Below are 15,940 nucleotides of genomic sequence, written 5' to 3'. Positions count from 1 at the left end.
TTTAAGGACTAATTGAGATTTTTTAATTTCCTCTACTTCTATTATTTACAGTGGTACTTCTGGCTCCTCTGCTTCTTGAAATAGAACTTTGATAAGTTGTAGATCCTCTTGATCTGCTATTAGACTCATGCTTGTTGACGCTATAGTGTCTTCCACCTCTATTCGGTTCACTTCTACTATTAGACACATGACTTCTGTGTGAAGCTACTGACCGGCCTCTATTGTGATGGTATGACGGACTGTTTTTATAAACTATGGTAGTTTTTGGCTGCACATACACTACACGACGAGGAGCAGGGTTTACATACACCACATGGTTGTGTCCGTGGTGGTGGTGATCATGGCAGGCAGTATAGTGACTATTATAATAATTACTGTAATAGCCACAGTGACTACTGCAGATATGATCATGCAAAGGATAGTAATCTACATATTCTCTACGAACTACATGCCCGAAATTATCTACTCTTAATTCAATAAAATAGTTACTTTGCTGAAGGACTACATCAAAAAAGAGCTGGCCATGAAGGTAATGTCTTTTGGTGTGCACCCATTCATAGCCGTGATAATTATCGTAAACTACATGAGTAACCACAGAAGGAACGCCCCAGCTATGTTGTGCTCCAAAAGATGCTATAAATTGTTGAGCCTGACTACTATGTAATGAAACTCCCGTCATTACCACAGCTATAAGTAATAATTTCTTCATGGCATTTTTGTTTGATTTACTGATAATTAAACAATGATAATGCCAAGTCTATTTTTAATAAATTAACTAATTGATAATCAGTTTTTTGTTTATTTTTTTTAGTAAGGTTTTTTGGCTTTGAAAAAACATTTTAAACATGGCTTTAACTTACATCTTTGAATTTAAAAGTAAAATTTAATGTAACTTATAATAAGCAGTAAGAGGTTATTTAGATGAGAGGATTTCTAATTGTATTTTATTTCCTTTTTTTTATTATCTGTTCTATAAGTGCGCAAGATATTGAAGTTATAGATAGTCTACGTACTACTTTTTCTAAAGAGTTAGATCCAGCATCTAAGATTCGGATTTATAATGGCTTGGCTTGGGAGTATAGAATGTCTTATCCGGATAGTTCTGTGTATTACTGTACTCTTTCCGTAAATATTGCAAAGTCCATTCATTCAAACGAGGCGCCGAGCTTGGCTAATACCTATAATTATATGGGGCTTGCATATACATATAAAGGTGATGGTCTTAAGGCTTTTGATTATTATACCCTGGCAGCAGAAGAGGCTTTGGTTCATCAGGACTCTGTTCAATATGCTCATTCGTTAAATAGCTTGGGGCGTCTTTTTATGACCCGAGGAGATCATTCAAGAGCATATGATTATTATTTTGAGGCTTTAAATATATTTCTAAGACATAAAGATAGACAGGGGTTGAGCTATGTCTATAAAAGTCTTTCAGAGCTATACCTGCAGCAAGGTAATTATAAAAAGGCCCTTCATACATCTTTAAAAGCTCTAGATATAAGAAATCACCAAGGTAATACTGGTGGGCGTATATCTATTTTGCTTGAATTGGCCTCTATCAATCAAGAAATGACAAGGTATGATACCGCTTTTGAGTATTATGCGAAAGCTCGGTATGAGGCTCATAAATCACATGATTACATCAATTTGGTGAATATCAATTTAGGAATGGCTAACCTATACTTTAATCAACAGGTCTATGATAGCGCTTTGATATATACTAATGAAGCCTTAGATAATTTAGGTGAGTCTGGTAATGAAAGTTTGCGAATGCAGCTAGACCTACTATTGGGGAAGATCTATTATGAAAAAAATAAATTTAATCTTGCTAAAGACCTGTTGGAAGCCTTACTCACTAAAACCAGAGATATTAATCTGGAATGGCAAATTCAATATTACTTGTCCGAAATATGTAAAAGGCAGAGAGATGTGAACTGTGCTTTTAATCATTTTCAGCAATATCATAAAATAAAGGAGAGATTGAATGATGCGGCTTTAAATGCTAAGATTGAGCGAATCGAATCCAGGCTGGAACTAGGGAAAAGGGATGCTGAGAATGAATTATTGAAATCAAAGCAAATACGAGACGAAGCGCTCTTAGAGAGGCATAGATTTGCCAATATCGCGCTAATAATAGTAATAGGAGCATCACTTTTTTTGCTGTTGATGTTGTGGTATTCTGGCAGAAAACTAAGAAAGATTAATAAAAGGCTACTGGCTAAGAATGAAGAAATCAGAAAAAACCAAGTGCAGATAAAGCAACAAAATGAGCATATAGGTTTGCAAAATAAAAAGCTCACCCAGCAGAATAAGTCATTACTTGAATTGAACAATGAAAAAGATACTTTGATGAGCATAGTGGCTCATGATCTTAAATCTCCTTTTAGCAGAATAAAAGGATTAGCGCAAGTCCTGAGCAGAAGTTCGATGGAAGAAGAGCAGAGGCATTTGCTAGAGCTACAAAAAGGTGTGGCAGAATCAGGATTGGAGTTAATCAGCCATCTACTGGAATTAAATGCGTTTGAACAAGATGGAGAGCAGGAAGAACTTACCAGGATAGACGTAAACGCTTTTTTAAGAGAAAAGTATCATAGTTTTTTGGCAGATGCAGAAGCTAAAAAAGTAGGATTAGAGATTTATGAGGCAAGGGAGGAAATAATAGTGGAAACTGGTAAGCTATACCTATCACGTATTTTGGATAATTTACTTTCGAATGCCATTAAGTTTTCTAAGCCTGAGGGTGTAGTGATATTAAGAGCTGTGAAAGAAGTAGACCATTTTTCACTATCTGTTAAAGATTTTGGTCAAGGGTTTAGTGAAGCAGATAAGAAAAATTTATACAAAAAGTTTATGAGGCTTAGCGCTCGGCCTACCGCAGGTGAAAGCTCCAATGGTTTGGGGTTAGCAATTGTGAAAAACCTGGTTGAGAAGCTCGGAGGCTCCATTACGCTGATTTCTGAATATAGAAAAGGCAGTGAGTTTATTTTAAAATTCCCCACTGCCTTTTACTTCTCAAATGACGATTCTACTTCCTCTTAAGCTAAAGCAGCTTTTAGATCAGCAATAAGATCATCAGCATCTTCTATACCCACGCTAAGTCTAATTAAAGAATCTAAAAGACCTATTTTAAGTCTTTCTTCTCTAGGGATGCTAGCATGAGTCATGGTGGCTGGATGGTTAACCATAGATTCAATACCTCCTAAAGATTCAGCCAAAGAGAAAAATCTAAAGCTTTCCATTATTCTAAAGGCTTCAGCTTTGCTATCTCCTTTCAGGGTAAAGGAAATCATACCTCCAAAATCCTTCATTTGCTTTTTAGCAACTTCGTGATTTGGGTGAGATTCCAGTCCGGGCCAGTATACATTTTCTACTTTAGGATGATCTTTTAGGAATTCGGCCACCTTTCTGCCATTTTCACAATGACGATCCATTCTTATATGTAGTGTTTTTATTCCTCTAAGTACCAAAAAGCAATCTTGAGGACCAGGCGTAGCACCACAGCTATTTTGAATAAAAGCCAAGTCATCTTTTAATTTTTCGTCATTTACTACTAGAGCACCCATTACTACGTCTGAGTGGCCACCTAAATACTTGGTCACAGAGTGCATTACAATGTCGGCTCCCATGTCCATTGGGTTTTGCAAGTAAGGGGTAGCAAAAGTGTTATCTACAGCCAATAGTAGATTGTGTTTTTTGGCTATTTCAGAAACCGCGGCTATGTCTATGATATTCATCATAGGGTTAGTAGGCGTTTCTAACCATATTAGCTTAGTATTTTTATTGATTAGCTCAGAAATGGAATCTGCTTTCTCTAGGCTAACGAAGTGAAATTTAATGCCATATTTAGCAAATACTTTAGTGAACATACGGTAGGTACCTCCGTAAAGGTCATTGGCCGCAATTACCTCATCTCCAGGAGATAAAAGTTTTATTACCGCATCAATGGCCGCCAAGCCAGAGGAGAAACACAAGCCGTGGTTTCCGTTTTCCAGTGCCGCAATGCTCTTTTGTAGTGCATCTCGCGTAGGGTTGTGAGTTCTTGAATACTCATAACCTTTATGGTCTCCGGGAGAGGCCTGTACATAAGTTGATGTTTGATATATAGGCGTCATGATAGCCCCTGTAGAAGGGTCCGGCTCTACGCCTGCATGTATAGCTTTAGTTCCAAATTTCATAATCTATTAACTTCTATTAAATGATAGATTGCAAAGCTAGGATTTTCGCTATAGAGAAAATAATAATTAGCTCTTCTTTAATAAACTTAAACGCCCAGCTTGCCCCAGTAGTCTGCAATGCTTTCTTTCCAGTTAGGTTTGTTTTTTAAATACAATATTGTATTCATTAACATTTTGTCTTCAGAAGAGTGTAAGCCCAGCGTTTCCTGAGTAGATTTAATGATTTCATAGAAAGAATCTTGAAAAGCCGCCCCTTCTTCTTCGGCCAAAAGCAGAAGTAGCTTAATAATCAACTCTTTGCTGGGTTTTTCAGGTGCTTTAGCCTCAGCTGCTGGAGTCGCATTATTTTCGTCCTCATTCTTAATGGCTTCAGGGTTCACCAAAGAGGAGGCTTCTTGCTTTAAAAAAGCGTCTAAGTCTGAAAGCGGATTTTTTCTTTTAGCCATACTTATAGTTCTTTTATAATTGCCTGAGCAATGTGTAAATATTCCTTTTCAGCTAATATGGTGCTGAAATTTACATATAAATTCTTTTGAGGTACTGATACATCCAGAATAGTGGCATCAAGGTTACCCATTGCTTCCTGAATAGTTTTACTTTTAGTCATGCTATGGATTCTATTCGGTAAAACCATGATTTTTAAATTATCGTTCAGGTCTTTGGCCGGAGACAGGTCCGTGATAGTCTGGTAAGTTACCAGTAAGTCATTTTGAGTAAGGCTCGTAGGCACTATTACAGCATCGCATTGCAGGCATAGTTTTTTAATGCCTTCATCTGTAGGCTTTCCAGCACTGTCTACTATAATAAAGTCATACCTGCTCTTGTCTTTGAGCGCAATAATCTCATCAGAAATTTTATCATCTTTAGAACCCAATATTTCAAAAATGGATTTGGCATTAGCACCAGACTTGTATACCTCCATCTTTCTTAGCGTGCTAAGCGTGTAGTTGGTGTCTGTTTCAATAAGAGCTACACTGTGTCCCAGATTATTGAGCATGGTAGCCAGGTTGATGGCATTGGTAGTTTTACCAGTACCTCCTTTTCTACTTACAAATGATATTACCTTAGTCATTGGGCTAAAAATAATTATAGGAGGGATTAAAAACAAATAAGAATTTGCAGTGTAGGTCCTGAGGTTTTAGCTTTGGTTTCAAAAAATCTTATGAAAAAAGTATATTATCTTTCTACTTGCGACACCTGCAAGCGTATTATTAAAGAGCTGGGGATCGGAGAAGAGTTTGATTATCAAGATATAAAGACAGAGAAGATTACATCAGAGCAGCTGGAAGGTATGCAAAACCTTGCAGGAAGTTATGAGGCATTGTTTAGCAGAGTGGCTAGAAAATATAAAGAATTAGGCTTGAAAGAAAAGCAATTAACTGAAGATGATTATAAAAATTATATTTTGGAAGAATATACTTTTCTTAAAAGACCGGTTTTTTTGATAGATCAAGAGATTTTTATTGGGAACTCTAAAAAGAATGTGGAGGCTTTAAAGAATAAGCTTTCATAACGGTAATGAAAGCTAAACTTTTGCCTATGCCATGCTGGGCTTAATGCTATGTTTGACTGTTTGAAAGCTCTATAAACGCTGCTGGTTATTCATCATAAGTTTTACGTAAACTATTTAAATTCGGCCTTGTATAAAAAAATAAAGTTGCTTCTATTGCGATGCTTTTGTAAGCCACATAAATTTTTCGCAGACAGTTGGGGTAGTGAGTTTGTGAATATTGACAAGGCAGGACATATAAATGTTTCATCTAGGCATACATATTGGGATGAAGGGATGCAAATATTAAAAAAGCTCGATTGATAGATGTACTGCTATCCCGCACGTTCCTACGTGCCGTGTTTTCTTAGATTAAGGGCTAAGTGTATTTTTTTTTTAAATTTGCGTTAGAGTAGCAATAGGACATTGCTTGAGTTAAGAATGTCCTATTGCAAAGGTCTCTTCAAAGTATTAATATTTACTATTAACCTTTTGAGGGAATTTTTTTAGGATATTAGATAGCTGCTTTGCTTTTATTATGTCATTAGCATCATGGTTTCTTCCAAATTTCACACCTCCAAAAGACATAAGCGATCTAATACTTCCATCAGCTGCATCTACGGTTATCCAAGTATATGCATTGTGCTGATTAGACCATATTATTTTGATGTAGCAGGTATCATCAGCTTTGTTTAATACAGCTTCTTCAAATTTTTCTGGATTTAATATTTCATATTTATTTTCATAATAAGAATCCATTTTCGCTATATCCTTTTCTCTGAAAAACTGCTCAGGCATAAGTAATGTCGATTTTTGTAGGTCTTCAATGTTCTCATCTATATTATAAAAATCTGATGAGGCTACACCGTCAGCTGAGTTTTTTAATAAAAGGTGTAGTTGCTGACATAGGTATAAGAAATCTATTTTCGTAAGCTCTTCATTAGCAAACCCTATCTCCGTAACGTTTGTAGGTCTTTTAGTATCATATAAATCTAAAGAAAAGTTGAAAAAGGAGAAGGTAAATACAGTGCGATCAAGAGCTTTTAGGTTTCTTTCAATGATCTCTAATGACATAGCACTATGACTGAGAAAAACGTAGTCGGAAGATTTATTGGTCTTAGCGGCTTCCATTTCCTTTGCCGTCATAAATTCTACATCAGAAAGTTTCCATTCTTTAGTGAAAATATCTTTAAATGCCTTTGAAAGGCTTTCCCCGTATTCGCCGTCACTGTTAAATGTTTGTATGGCGAGGGTTCTATTTAAAGCTTCATTGGCTACTTCCTCGTCCGGATAATAGTTTTGCGCCTGCAATGAAGTGCAAAATGGTAATACTAAAGCAGCAATTATTAAAAATTGTTTCATAAAATATGGTGTTGATATTAATTAAGTATGTAATCTATAATAATAGTGGGCCCTGTACCCTTGGCCTCTATGGATTCGTGTCTATATGATCGTTAGCGGTTATATTTAAACCTGCTTCATTTTTGAACTTAGCCTAGTGAAAAAGGAAAATGGGAGTGCCATTAAAGCAATAATTAAAAATAAAATCATCCTCATTTTGGATTAGTTTAAAAAGTCGGTCAAAGATAATAATTGTAATTTATTTTACTTGAAATAATGGGGTGTTTGATCTTATTTCTGATATGAAGCTTTGAGTAAAGGGTTGTAGTTGTTAAATAATAATTAAGCAGGTCAGAAGTCTGGGTTTTCTTCTAGCTTTAAGTACAGGGAGAATGATTGCAGAAAGTATCTGTGCACCATGAGCAGTTATTATACTTATCCCTTGGCTCACACTCATTCTTGCCAGATTGATTGTGAAATGCATGCTTAGCTGTCAAGAAGCCTAACTAGTGCTGTTGTTGAGAAGTATGCAATTCATGAGCTGTGTTTTCTTTTGTTTTTGGGTTAACAAAAATTCCCAACAGTGAGGAGGCCGCCGTTATAAGAAAGAATAATAGAGACAAGGCAATGGCTATTTCTTTGTCAAAAATCAAAAAATCAGCTGCATAGATAAAAACAAGTTCTCTCATGCCTAATCCGCCTAAGGTGAGCGGAATAATAGTAGCTATTGAAGAGAGTAGGAATACTAGTAAATAACTCAGGTAGTTATTCTCAGCTCCAAGGCTCAGTAATATGCAGTAAGCACAGATGATTTGAGTGCCTTGCATAAGTATTCCAAGAATGTTTACAAATAGAAAACTCTTTGTAAAGGAAGGGAAGATCAACTTATTGGCTAAAAAATAGCCTGGATAAATTAATATAGATAGTGCCAGAGTAAGTGTGTTGAGATGAGGATTCCAAGGCATGTCTATTATCAGGGCCAGTATCAGAGCTAAAAAGATTAGCCCAGCCAGGCCACTGAGTCTATCTAAAAATAAGGCTTTTAATATGTCCCTTGCTCTTTTATTAAATTGGTTTTTGAGTAAAATCACTTTATAAGCATCACCACCTATGCCACCGGGCAGTATGATATTATAAAGCATGCCAAAATAAAATAGCTTGATATGAAACCAGTAGGAGGCCTGAATACCAAGTTCTTCTAATAAATTTTTTAATCTAACGGCACTTATCCATTGAGATAAGTTGAACGTAAATACTCCCAGTATTAGCCAATAAATATTACACTCAGTGATTATGTGTATGGCCTCTTTTACATCTATTTTTTTTGCGGTGAGGTATATGGCTAACCCGCTTATTGAGATTTTAAGAAACAGTTTTATAGAAGGGGGCACCTTCCAGCTTTTCAATTGCGATATCCAAGATATCAGATTTCGACCTGTACTTTTAGACATGTATCTATAACTCAAATAAGCAGAAATATTCTAAAAGTAAAACCGGCCAGCTCAATACATTTGGAATTAAAATGTGCCATAGATAAATGAGAGTGAATAAAAGCTGATTGATTGCAACAGTAACTTAATTATTAAATAGGCGGTGAAAATAATCTATATCAGTTAAATAAATAATGAATATTATGATTTTATTTAAAGGCATAATTGAATAAATAGAGTTTTTTATATCGATGGGGCTCATGAAGTATGGGCAAGTTCTTTTTGTATTTAATTAAAAGATTAGCATCTATATAACTTTATAAACTTAATTATAACGTTTGCAGAGCTGGAGTGCCATTTTTTTGAAGGAGATTTTAAGTTTTTAATATCTTTTTTGGGTGAATATGTTAAAAAAATGGCTTTGTTGTGTAAAATTGGATAACTTTTAAGATTTCAAACAAAATATTTAATAGTTTTACCTAACATAAAAAATAATCTAAAAAACCAATATGGCACACTTACGCTTTAAAGCATTAGATTTAGCAAATAACCGACCTAAGATAAATTTCGAGTCGAAAGGCAAGATTTCAGATTTTTACGCTCAGGATGTATTTGGATTGAAACAGATGCAAACACTTCTTTCTCCTGATATATTCAAAAAGGTGAAAAAAGTGATTGAGGATGGAACAAAAATAGATGCTGATACTGCCGATGTTGTGGCTTCGGCTGTTAAGTCATGGGCTCTTTCTAAGGGGGTTACACATTATACTCACTGGTTTCAGCCGCTTACTGGCTCTACAGCAGAGAAGCATGATACTTTTTTTGATGCAGGATCAGGAATTGAAAGGTTTAAAGGAAGCGCATTAGTTCAGCAAGAACCAGATGCTTCTTCATTTCCTAATGGAGGTATAAGGAGTACTTTTGAGGCTCGTGGTTACACTGCCTGGGATCCTAGCTCACCTATGTTCATTTATGGAGCCACACTTTGTATCCCTACTATATTTGTTTCTTATACAGGAGAGGCGCTAGATAATAAAGCTCCTATGTTAAAGGCAATAGAGGCAGTAGATAAAGCGGCAACAAAGGTTTGTCAGATGTTTGACAAAAAAGTGACTCGAGTAAAAGCATCTTTGGGTGTAGAGCAAGAGTATTTTATAATAGATAAGGCTCTATATGCCAGTCGTCCAGACCTTGTAATGGCAGGTAGAACCGTTTTTGGTCATAACCCTGCTCGTGGTCAGCAGCTAGATGATCATTACTTTGGATCTATTCCTACTCGTATTTATGATTTCATGCGTGACTTTGAAGAGGAATCTCATAGACTAGGTATACCTGTAAGTACCAGACATAATGAGGTGGCGCCAAGTCAGTTTGAAGTCGCTCCATTGTTTGAAGATATCAACGTAGCTACAGATCATAATCAATTATTAATGGACGTTATGTCTAGAGCTGCCGAAAGACATAACTTGAAAGTATTATTTCACGAAAAGCCTTTTGCAGGCCTTAACGGTACGGGTAAACATAATAACTGGTCGTTAATTACTAACACAGGTGTGAACTTGTTTCAGCCTAGCTCAAGTGCACGTGATAACTTATTGTTCTTGGTGTTTTTCGTTAACACTATCAAAGCTGTTTATGAACATGCAGACCTTCTTAGAGCTAGTATAGCTTCTGCGGGTAATGATCATAGGCTTGGAGCTAATGAAGCTCCTCCGGCTATTATGTCAGTGTTTATCGGTTCTCAGCTTACTAACGTACTCGATGAGTTAGAGAAAAAAGGTAACATTAAAGTAGAGAAAGGCGAAAACATGTATATGAAACTGGGTATTGACAAAATACCAAGGATCATTCTTGATAATACTGATAGAAACAGAACTTCTCCTTTTGCCTTTACTGGTAATAAATTTGAGTTTAGAGCAGTAGGAGGAAATGAAAATTCATCATCTCCGATGACTGTCCTTAACCTGATCTTAGCTGAGCAGCTTACTGCCTTCTATGAAAATGTGCAGAAAGAAATGAAAGGTGGTACAGAGAAGAGAATGGCCATTGTAAGTACGCTTAGAAAGTATATTAAAGAATCTAAGGCTATCCGTTTCGAAGGAGATGGTTATTCTGACGAATGGGTTGAGGAGGCAGAAAAGAGAGGATTGTCTAATATCAAAGATACTCCTAGAGCGCTGGATGCTTACCTTACAGATAAGTCTAGAAAAATGTTTAATCGCCACAAAGTGCTTAATGATGTGGAGCTGGAAGCCAGAAATGAAATTAGGTGGGAAAGTTACATCATGAAGATTCAGATCGAATCTAGAGTAATGGGTGATTTAGTACTTAATCATATCATACCTACAGCCATTGCTTATCAAAATAAGTTGATTAAGAATGCTGAAGGTTTGAAAACGCTTGGCATCAATAATAAAGAAGTGATCTCTATTATAGAATCTGTTTCTGGTTATATCGAAACTTTGAGAAAAGAAGTATATAACATGATTGATGAGAGAAGAAGGTTAAATAAAGAGGAAGATCTTCGTGAGCGTGCTATCGGTTATTGTGATGATGTTAAAGCAAAGTACTTTGATACCATCCGTTATGCAGTAGATAAACTGGAAATGCTGGTTGATGATGAAGATTGGCCTTTAGTGAAATATAGAGAGATGTTATTCCTTAGATAATCATCTAATTAAAAATACCAAAAAAGCAGGCGGGAATTATTTCGCCTGCTTTTTGTTTATATACCAGAAATAATGAGTTTACTTGTATATGGAAATTATTAAGAAGCTTTTACGTGAGAAGTTATTTTATGTGGTGCTAGTGATCATCTTCCTGATTAACAGCGCTATGAATATAAATAAATCGCAAAATGCTGATCTTCTGAATGATTATTATCACCCTACATCAATGGTTAGGGATACTACTAATGGTATAGAAGTAGAAGAGGGCTATGCTAAAAATCGAAGAGATAGTATTATTAATTACGCTTTACGATTAAAAGGAGTGCCTTACAGATATGCCGCTAAAGGGCCATCTGCTTTTGATTGTTCGGGATTTACTTGTTATGTATTTAAGAATTTCAATATTTCTTTACCTGCCTCATCTCAGTTGCAATCTGAGTTTGGTGAAGAGATAGATACTAATGAGGTTAGAAAAGGAGATATCTTAATTTTTAAAAGTCCTTCAAAAGGAGTAAACAGGGTAGGGCATGTAGGTATTGCCATATCTAATAATAATGGTAAGATAAGCTTTATCCATAGCTCTACCAGTCGTGGAGTAGTGATAGACAGTTTGTCTCACAGGCACTACAATGCACGCTACATGGGAGCGCGCAGAGTGCTGCATGATGATTAATTCAATTTCAGAATCTTGTTATATTTCTCTGAATCGTTTAAGATCGTTTTAGCTGTTTTAATGTCTGTATCATGATCAAAGGTAGATTCTATAGAGCCATTCTCTAAATAATAACGAGAAGTGATTTCTTCTTCTAAAATGGTTTTTAGCTGATTTTTAAAATCATATAAGTCATTAGACTTACTACTCATAAGTGTTGATTTTAAAGCTTTGAGCTGACCTTCAATTTCTGAATAATATTTTTCTTCGTGAGCATATTCAGTCAGATCTTTTAATGTCTTCTCGGCGTCAGTAGTGTAGCCATAGTCTTTACCTTTTAGCCATTGTGTGAATTCTTCATATTCTGCATCTGATAGTTCAAAATCTTTTGCAGGTGCTATTTTATCATGCTCGGCATGGTATTTAGAGGCATAATCAAAAATAAGTCCGTTGCTATATAAAGAGAGAGAGATAGGAGCTATTTTCTGGTGTTCCACTTCTATATCCGGGTCTATGCCGCCGCCATCATACACAGATCTATGATTTTGAGTGAAAAATTCAACTTTTAATGAATCCGGAACTTTACCTACACTGCCGTCATTATTTCTGTGGCTATAATCCAGGGCTTGTATACAGCGGCCACTAGGGGTGTAATATTTAGCTGTAGTCACTTTTAGTTGAGCATTATAAGAAAGAGGCCTGGTCTGCTGTACCAATCCTTTACCAAAAGATTTCTCTCCAATAATTACTCCTCTATCATAATCTTGTATGGTTCCTGCTACTATTTCAGAGGCAGAAGCACTCCCACTATTGATCAATACAGCTATAGGTATTTCAGTATCGTCTGGCGAGTTTAGCGTTTTGTAAGTAGAGTTGTGCTCTTCCAGCTTCCCTTTGGTACTCACTACTTCTTTTCCTTTAGGGATAAATACGTTGGTGATATTTACAGCCTCCATTAATAGGCCGCCAGGGTTGCCTCTGAGGTCGAGAATGATTTTTTTAGCCCCTTTTTCTTTTAGCTCATTAAGTGCATCACTTACCTCTTTGCCTGCTTGCATGGTAAACTGAGTTTGTTTTATGTAACCAATATCATTGCTTACCATACCATGATAAGGTACGTTTTTGATTTTTACTTTTTCTCTTTTAAAATCAAGCGTAAGCGGGTCTTCATGTCCGTATCTTAGCACTGTTAATGATACTGAGGTGTTTGCCTGGCCTTTCATTAGTTCGCCTATTTCCTCATTATTCATATTGGTAACATCTATGCCATCAATTTTAATCACTTCGTCACCTATGCGCAGTCCGTTGTTTTGAGCCGCATGCCCTTCTACCAGCATCATGATTTTTATTTTCCCATTCATACGGCCGGTTACAGCGCCAATACCTGCATACTGGCCTGTGCTCATGGTACGGTAATCTTCTATCTGGTCTTCAGGAATGTAGTTGGTATAAGGGTCTAAAGAAGCTAGCATGGCATCAATACCCACTTTAATAGTTTCATTAGGATTTACCTCATCTACATACATAGCATTTACCTCTTTGAAAAGAGTAGCAAAAATTTCGAGGTTTTTAGCAATCTCAAAATAGCGCTGGCCGGGAGAGGAGAAGGCAAAAATGCTAAAGATTGTGATAAGTAAAACGGACGAGAAAATGAGTTTCTTTCCTTTCATATTATATGGCTGCATGTTCAAATATAGTAACGTATAAAGCTAAGAGAAATGTTCTTAGTTATTAATAAAAAACGAAAATCTTCTATCAGAGGGAGGTGTGGTTAGTCATTTTCTTAAGCTATTGAAGACTATATAATAGTGGTGAGTGTGGAAAGCACTACAGTGACTCTTCATAAAATTCTAAATGAAAAGAAAATGTGAATTAGAGAGGGTGGAGAAAATGTAGTATTAAAAAAGGGATGGTAATTACCACCCCTTTTTTTGATTTCTATTTAGTATTTGAATTGATAAATAGAAGGCATATCCTGAGGTCCTTTTATAGTTACCCCTAGCTCTGTAATGAGCCCAGTGCTTAGCCCATAAACCCATGCATGTACATGCAGATCGCGTTCTCTCCATGCGTTCTGAACGATAGATGTTCTGGCCAAGTTGTATGCCTGCTCTATAGAGTTGAGTTCTACTAATCGGTTATTCTTAGCAGTTTCATCTTCTATGGCATCCAGTTCATCTTGGTATTTGTCATACACATCTTTGATATTTCTTAGCCAGTTATTTACCAGCCCGGCATCTTTGTTAGTCATAGCGGTTTGTACCCCTCCACAACCATAATGGCCACAAACAATAATGTGTTTTACTTTTAATACCTCTACAGAATATTGCAATACACTTAGAAAGTTCATATCAGTGTGTACTACTAAGTTGGCCACATTTCTGTGGACAAAGATTTCTCCTGAGTTAGTATTAGTAATTTCATTAGCGGGAACCCTGCTGTCAGAACAGCCGATCCATAGAAATTCTGGTGATTGTCCTTTTGAAAGGTTCTTAAAGAATTCCTTATCAATTCCCAGCTTTTCGTCTGCCCACTTTTTATTGCCTTCTATAAGTTTATTATATGTTTTTTCCATGTTTCACTACCTTTTAATTCTACGTTTATGTTTTTGTGTTTTGCTGTTTCTTGGAAATTTTGAATAACTTCCTTTACATCATGATCAATAATTTTACTTTTAGTGCCATCAATCACCACATGAGAGTTTTCAGGTATTTCTCTTAATGTTACCAGCATGCTACCTTTATTTAAAAAGGTCATTTCTTCGGCCAGAGCAATGTTAATGGTTTTACCATCTCCACTTTCTTTGGAAGCACTATCGAATTTGAATGAAGAACGATAATTATTTCTAAGTATAAAGAAAATAGATATCGCCATTCCTATTCCTATTCCTCTGAGCAAATCTGTAAACAGAATAGCTACTACCGTAATTAAGAAAGGGAGGAACTGATCCCAGCCTAATGAATACATATTTTTAAAGAGCGAAATTCTCGCAAGCTTATAACCTACTACCAGCAGTATAGCTGCAAGAGCTGCCAAAGGTATCATATTTAGAATATTCGGAATGAAAATTACCGTAACAAAAAGTAAAATTCCGTGTATAATCGCCGATAACTTAGTTTTAGCACCACTATCTAAGTTGGCCGAGCTCCTAACTATTACTGATGTCATAGGGAGTCCTCCTATAAGTCCGGCGGCAATATTGCCTATACCCTGAGCTTTCAGCTCCCTGTTAGTAGATGTAATTCTCTTGTAAGGGTCTAGTTTGTCAGTCGCTTCTATGCAAAGTAATGTTTCCAAGCTGGCTACTATGGCTATTGTAACTGCCACCAAATATAGCTTTGAGTTAGATAGTATAGTCCAGTCAGGTAGAATAAATAAGCCTAAAAATTCATCAAAATCAGTGGCTACAGGTAAATTTACCAGGTGTTCTCTTGTAATAGCCAGGTCCGAGCCAGTATTAATAAGAGCCTGATTGATAATTAGGCCTGCAGCTACTGTTGCTAGCCCGCCAGGCACAATTTTAAAGAAGGAGTATTTGCGAGTAAAGGGCTGTTCCCATAGTATAAATATGGCCAGGCAAATGGTTGAAATTAATACGGCCCCCATTTCTAGTCTCTCCAATGCTTTAGTTAATTCTGAAAAAGTATTTTCTCCATCGAATTGAAAAAAGGAAAAATCTCCTTCAAAATCAGCGTCATAACCAACGGCATGAGGTATTTGCTTTAAAATAAGTATTATACCTATGGCGGCAAGCATACCCTTAATTACGGATGAAGGGAAGAAGTGGCTCACTATACCGGCTTTTAATAAGCCTAATATAAGCTGGATAATACCTGCGATAACTACTGCTGCTAATAAGGCCTGGAAAGACCCTAAGCTATCAATAGCAGTGAGAATGATTACTGTTAAGCCTGCGGCCGGACCAGATACACTAATGTGAGAACCGCTGAGGGCTCCTACTACTATACCTCCTATAATACCACTGATAAGCCCTGAAAAAAGTGGAGCACCAGAGGCTAATGCTATACCAAGGCATAAAGGAAGAGCTACTAAAAACACTACCAGTCCAGCTGGTAAATCGCTTTTAATATTTGAAAATAGGTTATTCTTCATGGTTGAATGAATATAAATATATTTTAGAGACATAGAAGTATCGCCTCTGAAGAAATTCAGAGTGCCGATAA

14 protein-coding genes are annotated in these 15,940 nt (G+C 36.3%); 5 read left to right on the top strand and 9 right to left on the bottom strand.

Features of this window, described 5'->3' with window-relative positions; genetic code table 11:
- Positions 1 to 22: 22 nt before the first annotated feature.
- Positions 23 to 709 (bottom strand): hypothetical protein, encoded by a 687-nt coding sequence (locus JL102_RS20540; protein WP_202246346.1) that lies wholly within the window; start codon positions 707 to 709, stop codon positions 23 to 25.
- A 212-nt stretch (positions 710 to 921) separates the two neighbouring features.
- Here JL102_RS20540 and JL102_RS20535 point away from each other — a divergent pair, with 212 nt between their 5' ends.
- On the top strand, positions 922 to 3,039 hold the full coding sequence (locus JL102_RS20535; RefSeq protein ID WP_202246345.1) for a tetratricopeptide repeat-containing sensor histidine kinase: 2,118 nt from the start codon (positions 922 to 924) through the stop codon (positions 3,037 to 3,039).
- Here JL102_RS20535 and JL102_RS20530 read toward each other — a convergent pair.
- From JL102_RS20530 to JL102_RS20520, 3 genes are all read right to left on the bottom strand, one after another.
- Positions 3,036 to 4,175, bottom strand: coding sequence for a cystathionine gamma-synthase (locus JL102_RS20530; protein ID WP_202246344.1), 1,140 nt, complete (start codon positions 4,173 to 4,175; stop codon positions 3,036 to 3,038). The genes JL102_RS20535 and JL102_RS20530 overlap by 4 nt on opposite strands.
- Before the next feature lie 86 nt (positions 4,176 to 4,261).
- Complete coding sequence (locus JL102_RS20525) at positions 4,262 to 4,621, bottom strand: hypothetical protein (protein WP_202246343.1); 360 nt, start codon at positions 4,619 to 4,621, stop codon at positions 4,262 to 4,264.
- A gap of 2 nt (positions 4,622 to 4,623) precedes the next feature.
- On the bottom strand, positions 4,624 to 5,247 hold the full coding sequence (locus JL102_RS20520; RefSeq protein WP_202246342.1) for a ParA family protein: 624 nt from the start codon (positions 5,245 to 5,247) through the stop codon (positions 4,624 to 4,626).
- 90 nt (positions 5,248 to 5,337) lie between these two features.
- Between JL102_RS20520 and JL102_RS20515 the strand changes: the two genes are divergently transcribed.
- Together JL102_RS20515 and JL102_RS24170 are read left to right on the top strand one after the other, a co-directional pair.
- Positions 5,338 to 5,688, top strand: a complete 351-nt coding sequence (locus tag JL102_RS20515) for an arsenate reductase family protein (RefSeq protein WP_202246341.1) — start codon at positions 5,338 to 5,340, stop codon at positions 5,686 to 5,688.
- Positions 5,689 to 5,814: 126 nt separating this feature from the next.
- Entirely contained in the window at positions 5,815 to 5,988 is a 174-nt protein-coding gene (locus tag JL102_RS24170) for an alpha/beta hydrolase (RefSeq protein ID WP_394369247.1), read from the top strand.
- 147 nt (positions 5,989 to 6,135) lie between these two features.
- Here the strand turns inward: JL102_RS24170 and JL102_RS20505 are convergent, their stop codons facing one another.
- On the bottom strand, positions 6,136 to 7,026 hold the full coding sequence (locus tag JL102_RS20505; protein ID WP_202246339.1) for a hypothetical protein: 891 nt from the start codon (positions 7,024 to 7,026) through the stop codon (positions 6,136 to 6,138).
- A 485-nt stretch (positions 7,027 to 7,511) separates the two neighbouring features.
- On the bottom strand, positions 7,512 to 8,456 hold the full coding sequence (locus tag JL102_RS20500; RefSeq protein ID WP_202246338.1) for a lysylphosphatidylglycerol synthase transmembrane domain-containing protein: 945 nt from the start codon (positions 8,454 to 8,456) through the stop codon (positions 7,512 to 7,514).
- Positions 8,457 to 8,944: 488 nt separating this feature from the next.
- On the opposite strand from JL102_RS20500, the gene JL102_RS20495 reads away from it, so the two are divergent.
- A complete protein-coding gene (locus JL102_RS20495; protein ID WP_202246337.1) occupies positions 8,945 to 11,104 on the top strand; it encodes a glutamine synthetase III family protein in 2,160 nt (719 codons plus the stop codon).
- 88 nt (positions 11,105 to 11,192) lie between these two features.
- On the top strand, positions 11,193 to 11,777 hold the full coding sequence (locus JL102_RS20490) for a C40 family peptidase (RefSeq protein WP_202246336.1): 585 nt from the start codon (positions 11,193 to 11,195) through the stop codon (positions 11,775 to 11,777).
- Here JL102_RS20490 and JL102_RS20485 read toward each other — a convergent pair.
- The 3 genes from JL102_RS20485 to JL102_RS20475 form a co-directional block, all read right to left on the bottom strand.
- Complete coding sequence (locus tag JL102_RS20485) at positions 11,774 to 13,426, bottom strand: S41 family peptidase (protein ID WP_202246335.1); 1,653 nt, start codon at positions 13,424 to 13,426, stop codon at positions 11,774 to 11,776. The genes JL102_RS20490 and JL102_RS20485 overlap by 4 nt on opposite strands.
- A gap of 272 nt (positions 13,427 to 13,698) precedes the next feature.
- A complete protein-coding gene (locus JL102_RS20480) occupies positions 13,699 to 14,331 on the bottom strand; it encodes a carbonic anhydrase (RefSeq protein ID WP_202246334.1) in 633 nt (210 codons plus the stop codon).
- The gene (locus JL102_RS20475; protein WP_202246333.1) at positions 14,304 to 15,869 is read right to left on the bottom strand and encodes a SulP family inorganic anion transporter; all 1,566 of its coding nucleotides are present in this window, start codon (positions 15,867 to 15,869) and stop codon (positions 14,304 to 14,306) included. Before JL102_RS20475 ends, JL102_RS20480 begins: the two co-directional genes overlap by 28 nt.
- Between the last annotated feature and the right edge of the window lie 71 nt (positions 15,870 to 15,940).

The sequence above is a fragment of the Fulvivirga sediminis genome (assembly GCF_016757215.1).
GTDB lineage: Bacteria > Bacteroidota > Bacteroidia > Cytophagales > Cyclobacteriaceae > Fulvivirga > Fulvivirga sediminis.
Note: the sequence above shows the minus strand (reverse complement) of the source record. Positions and strands in the feature narration are given on the sequence as shown.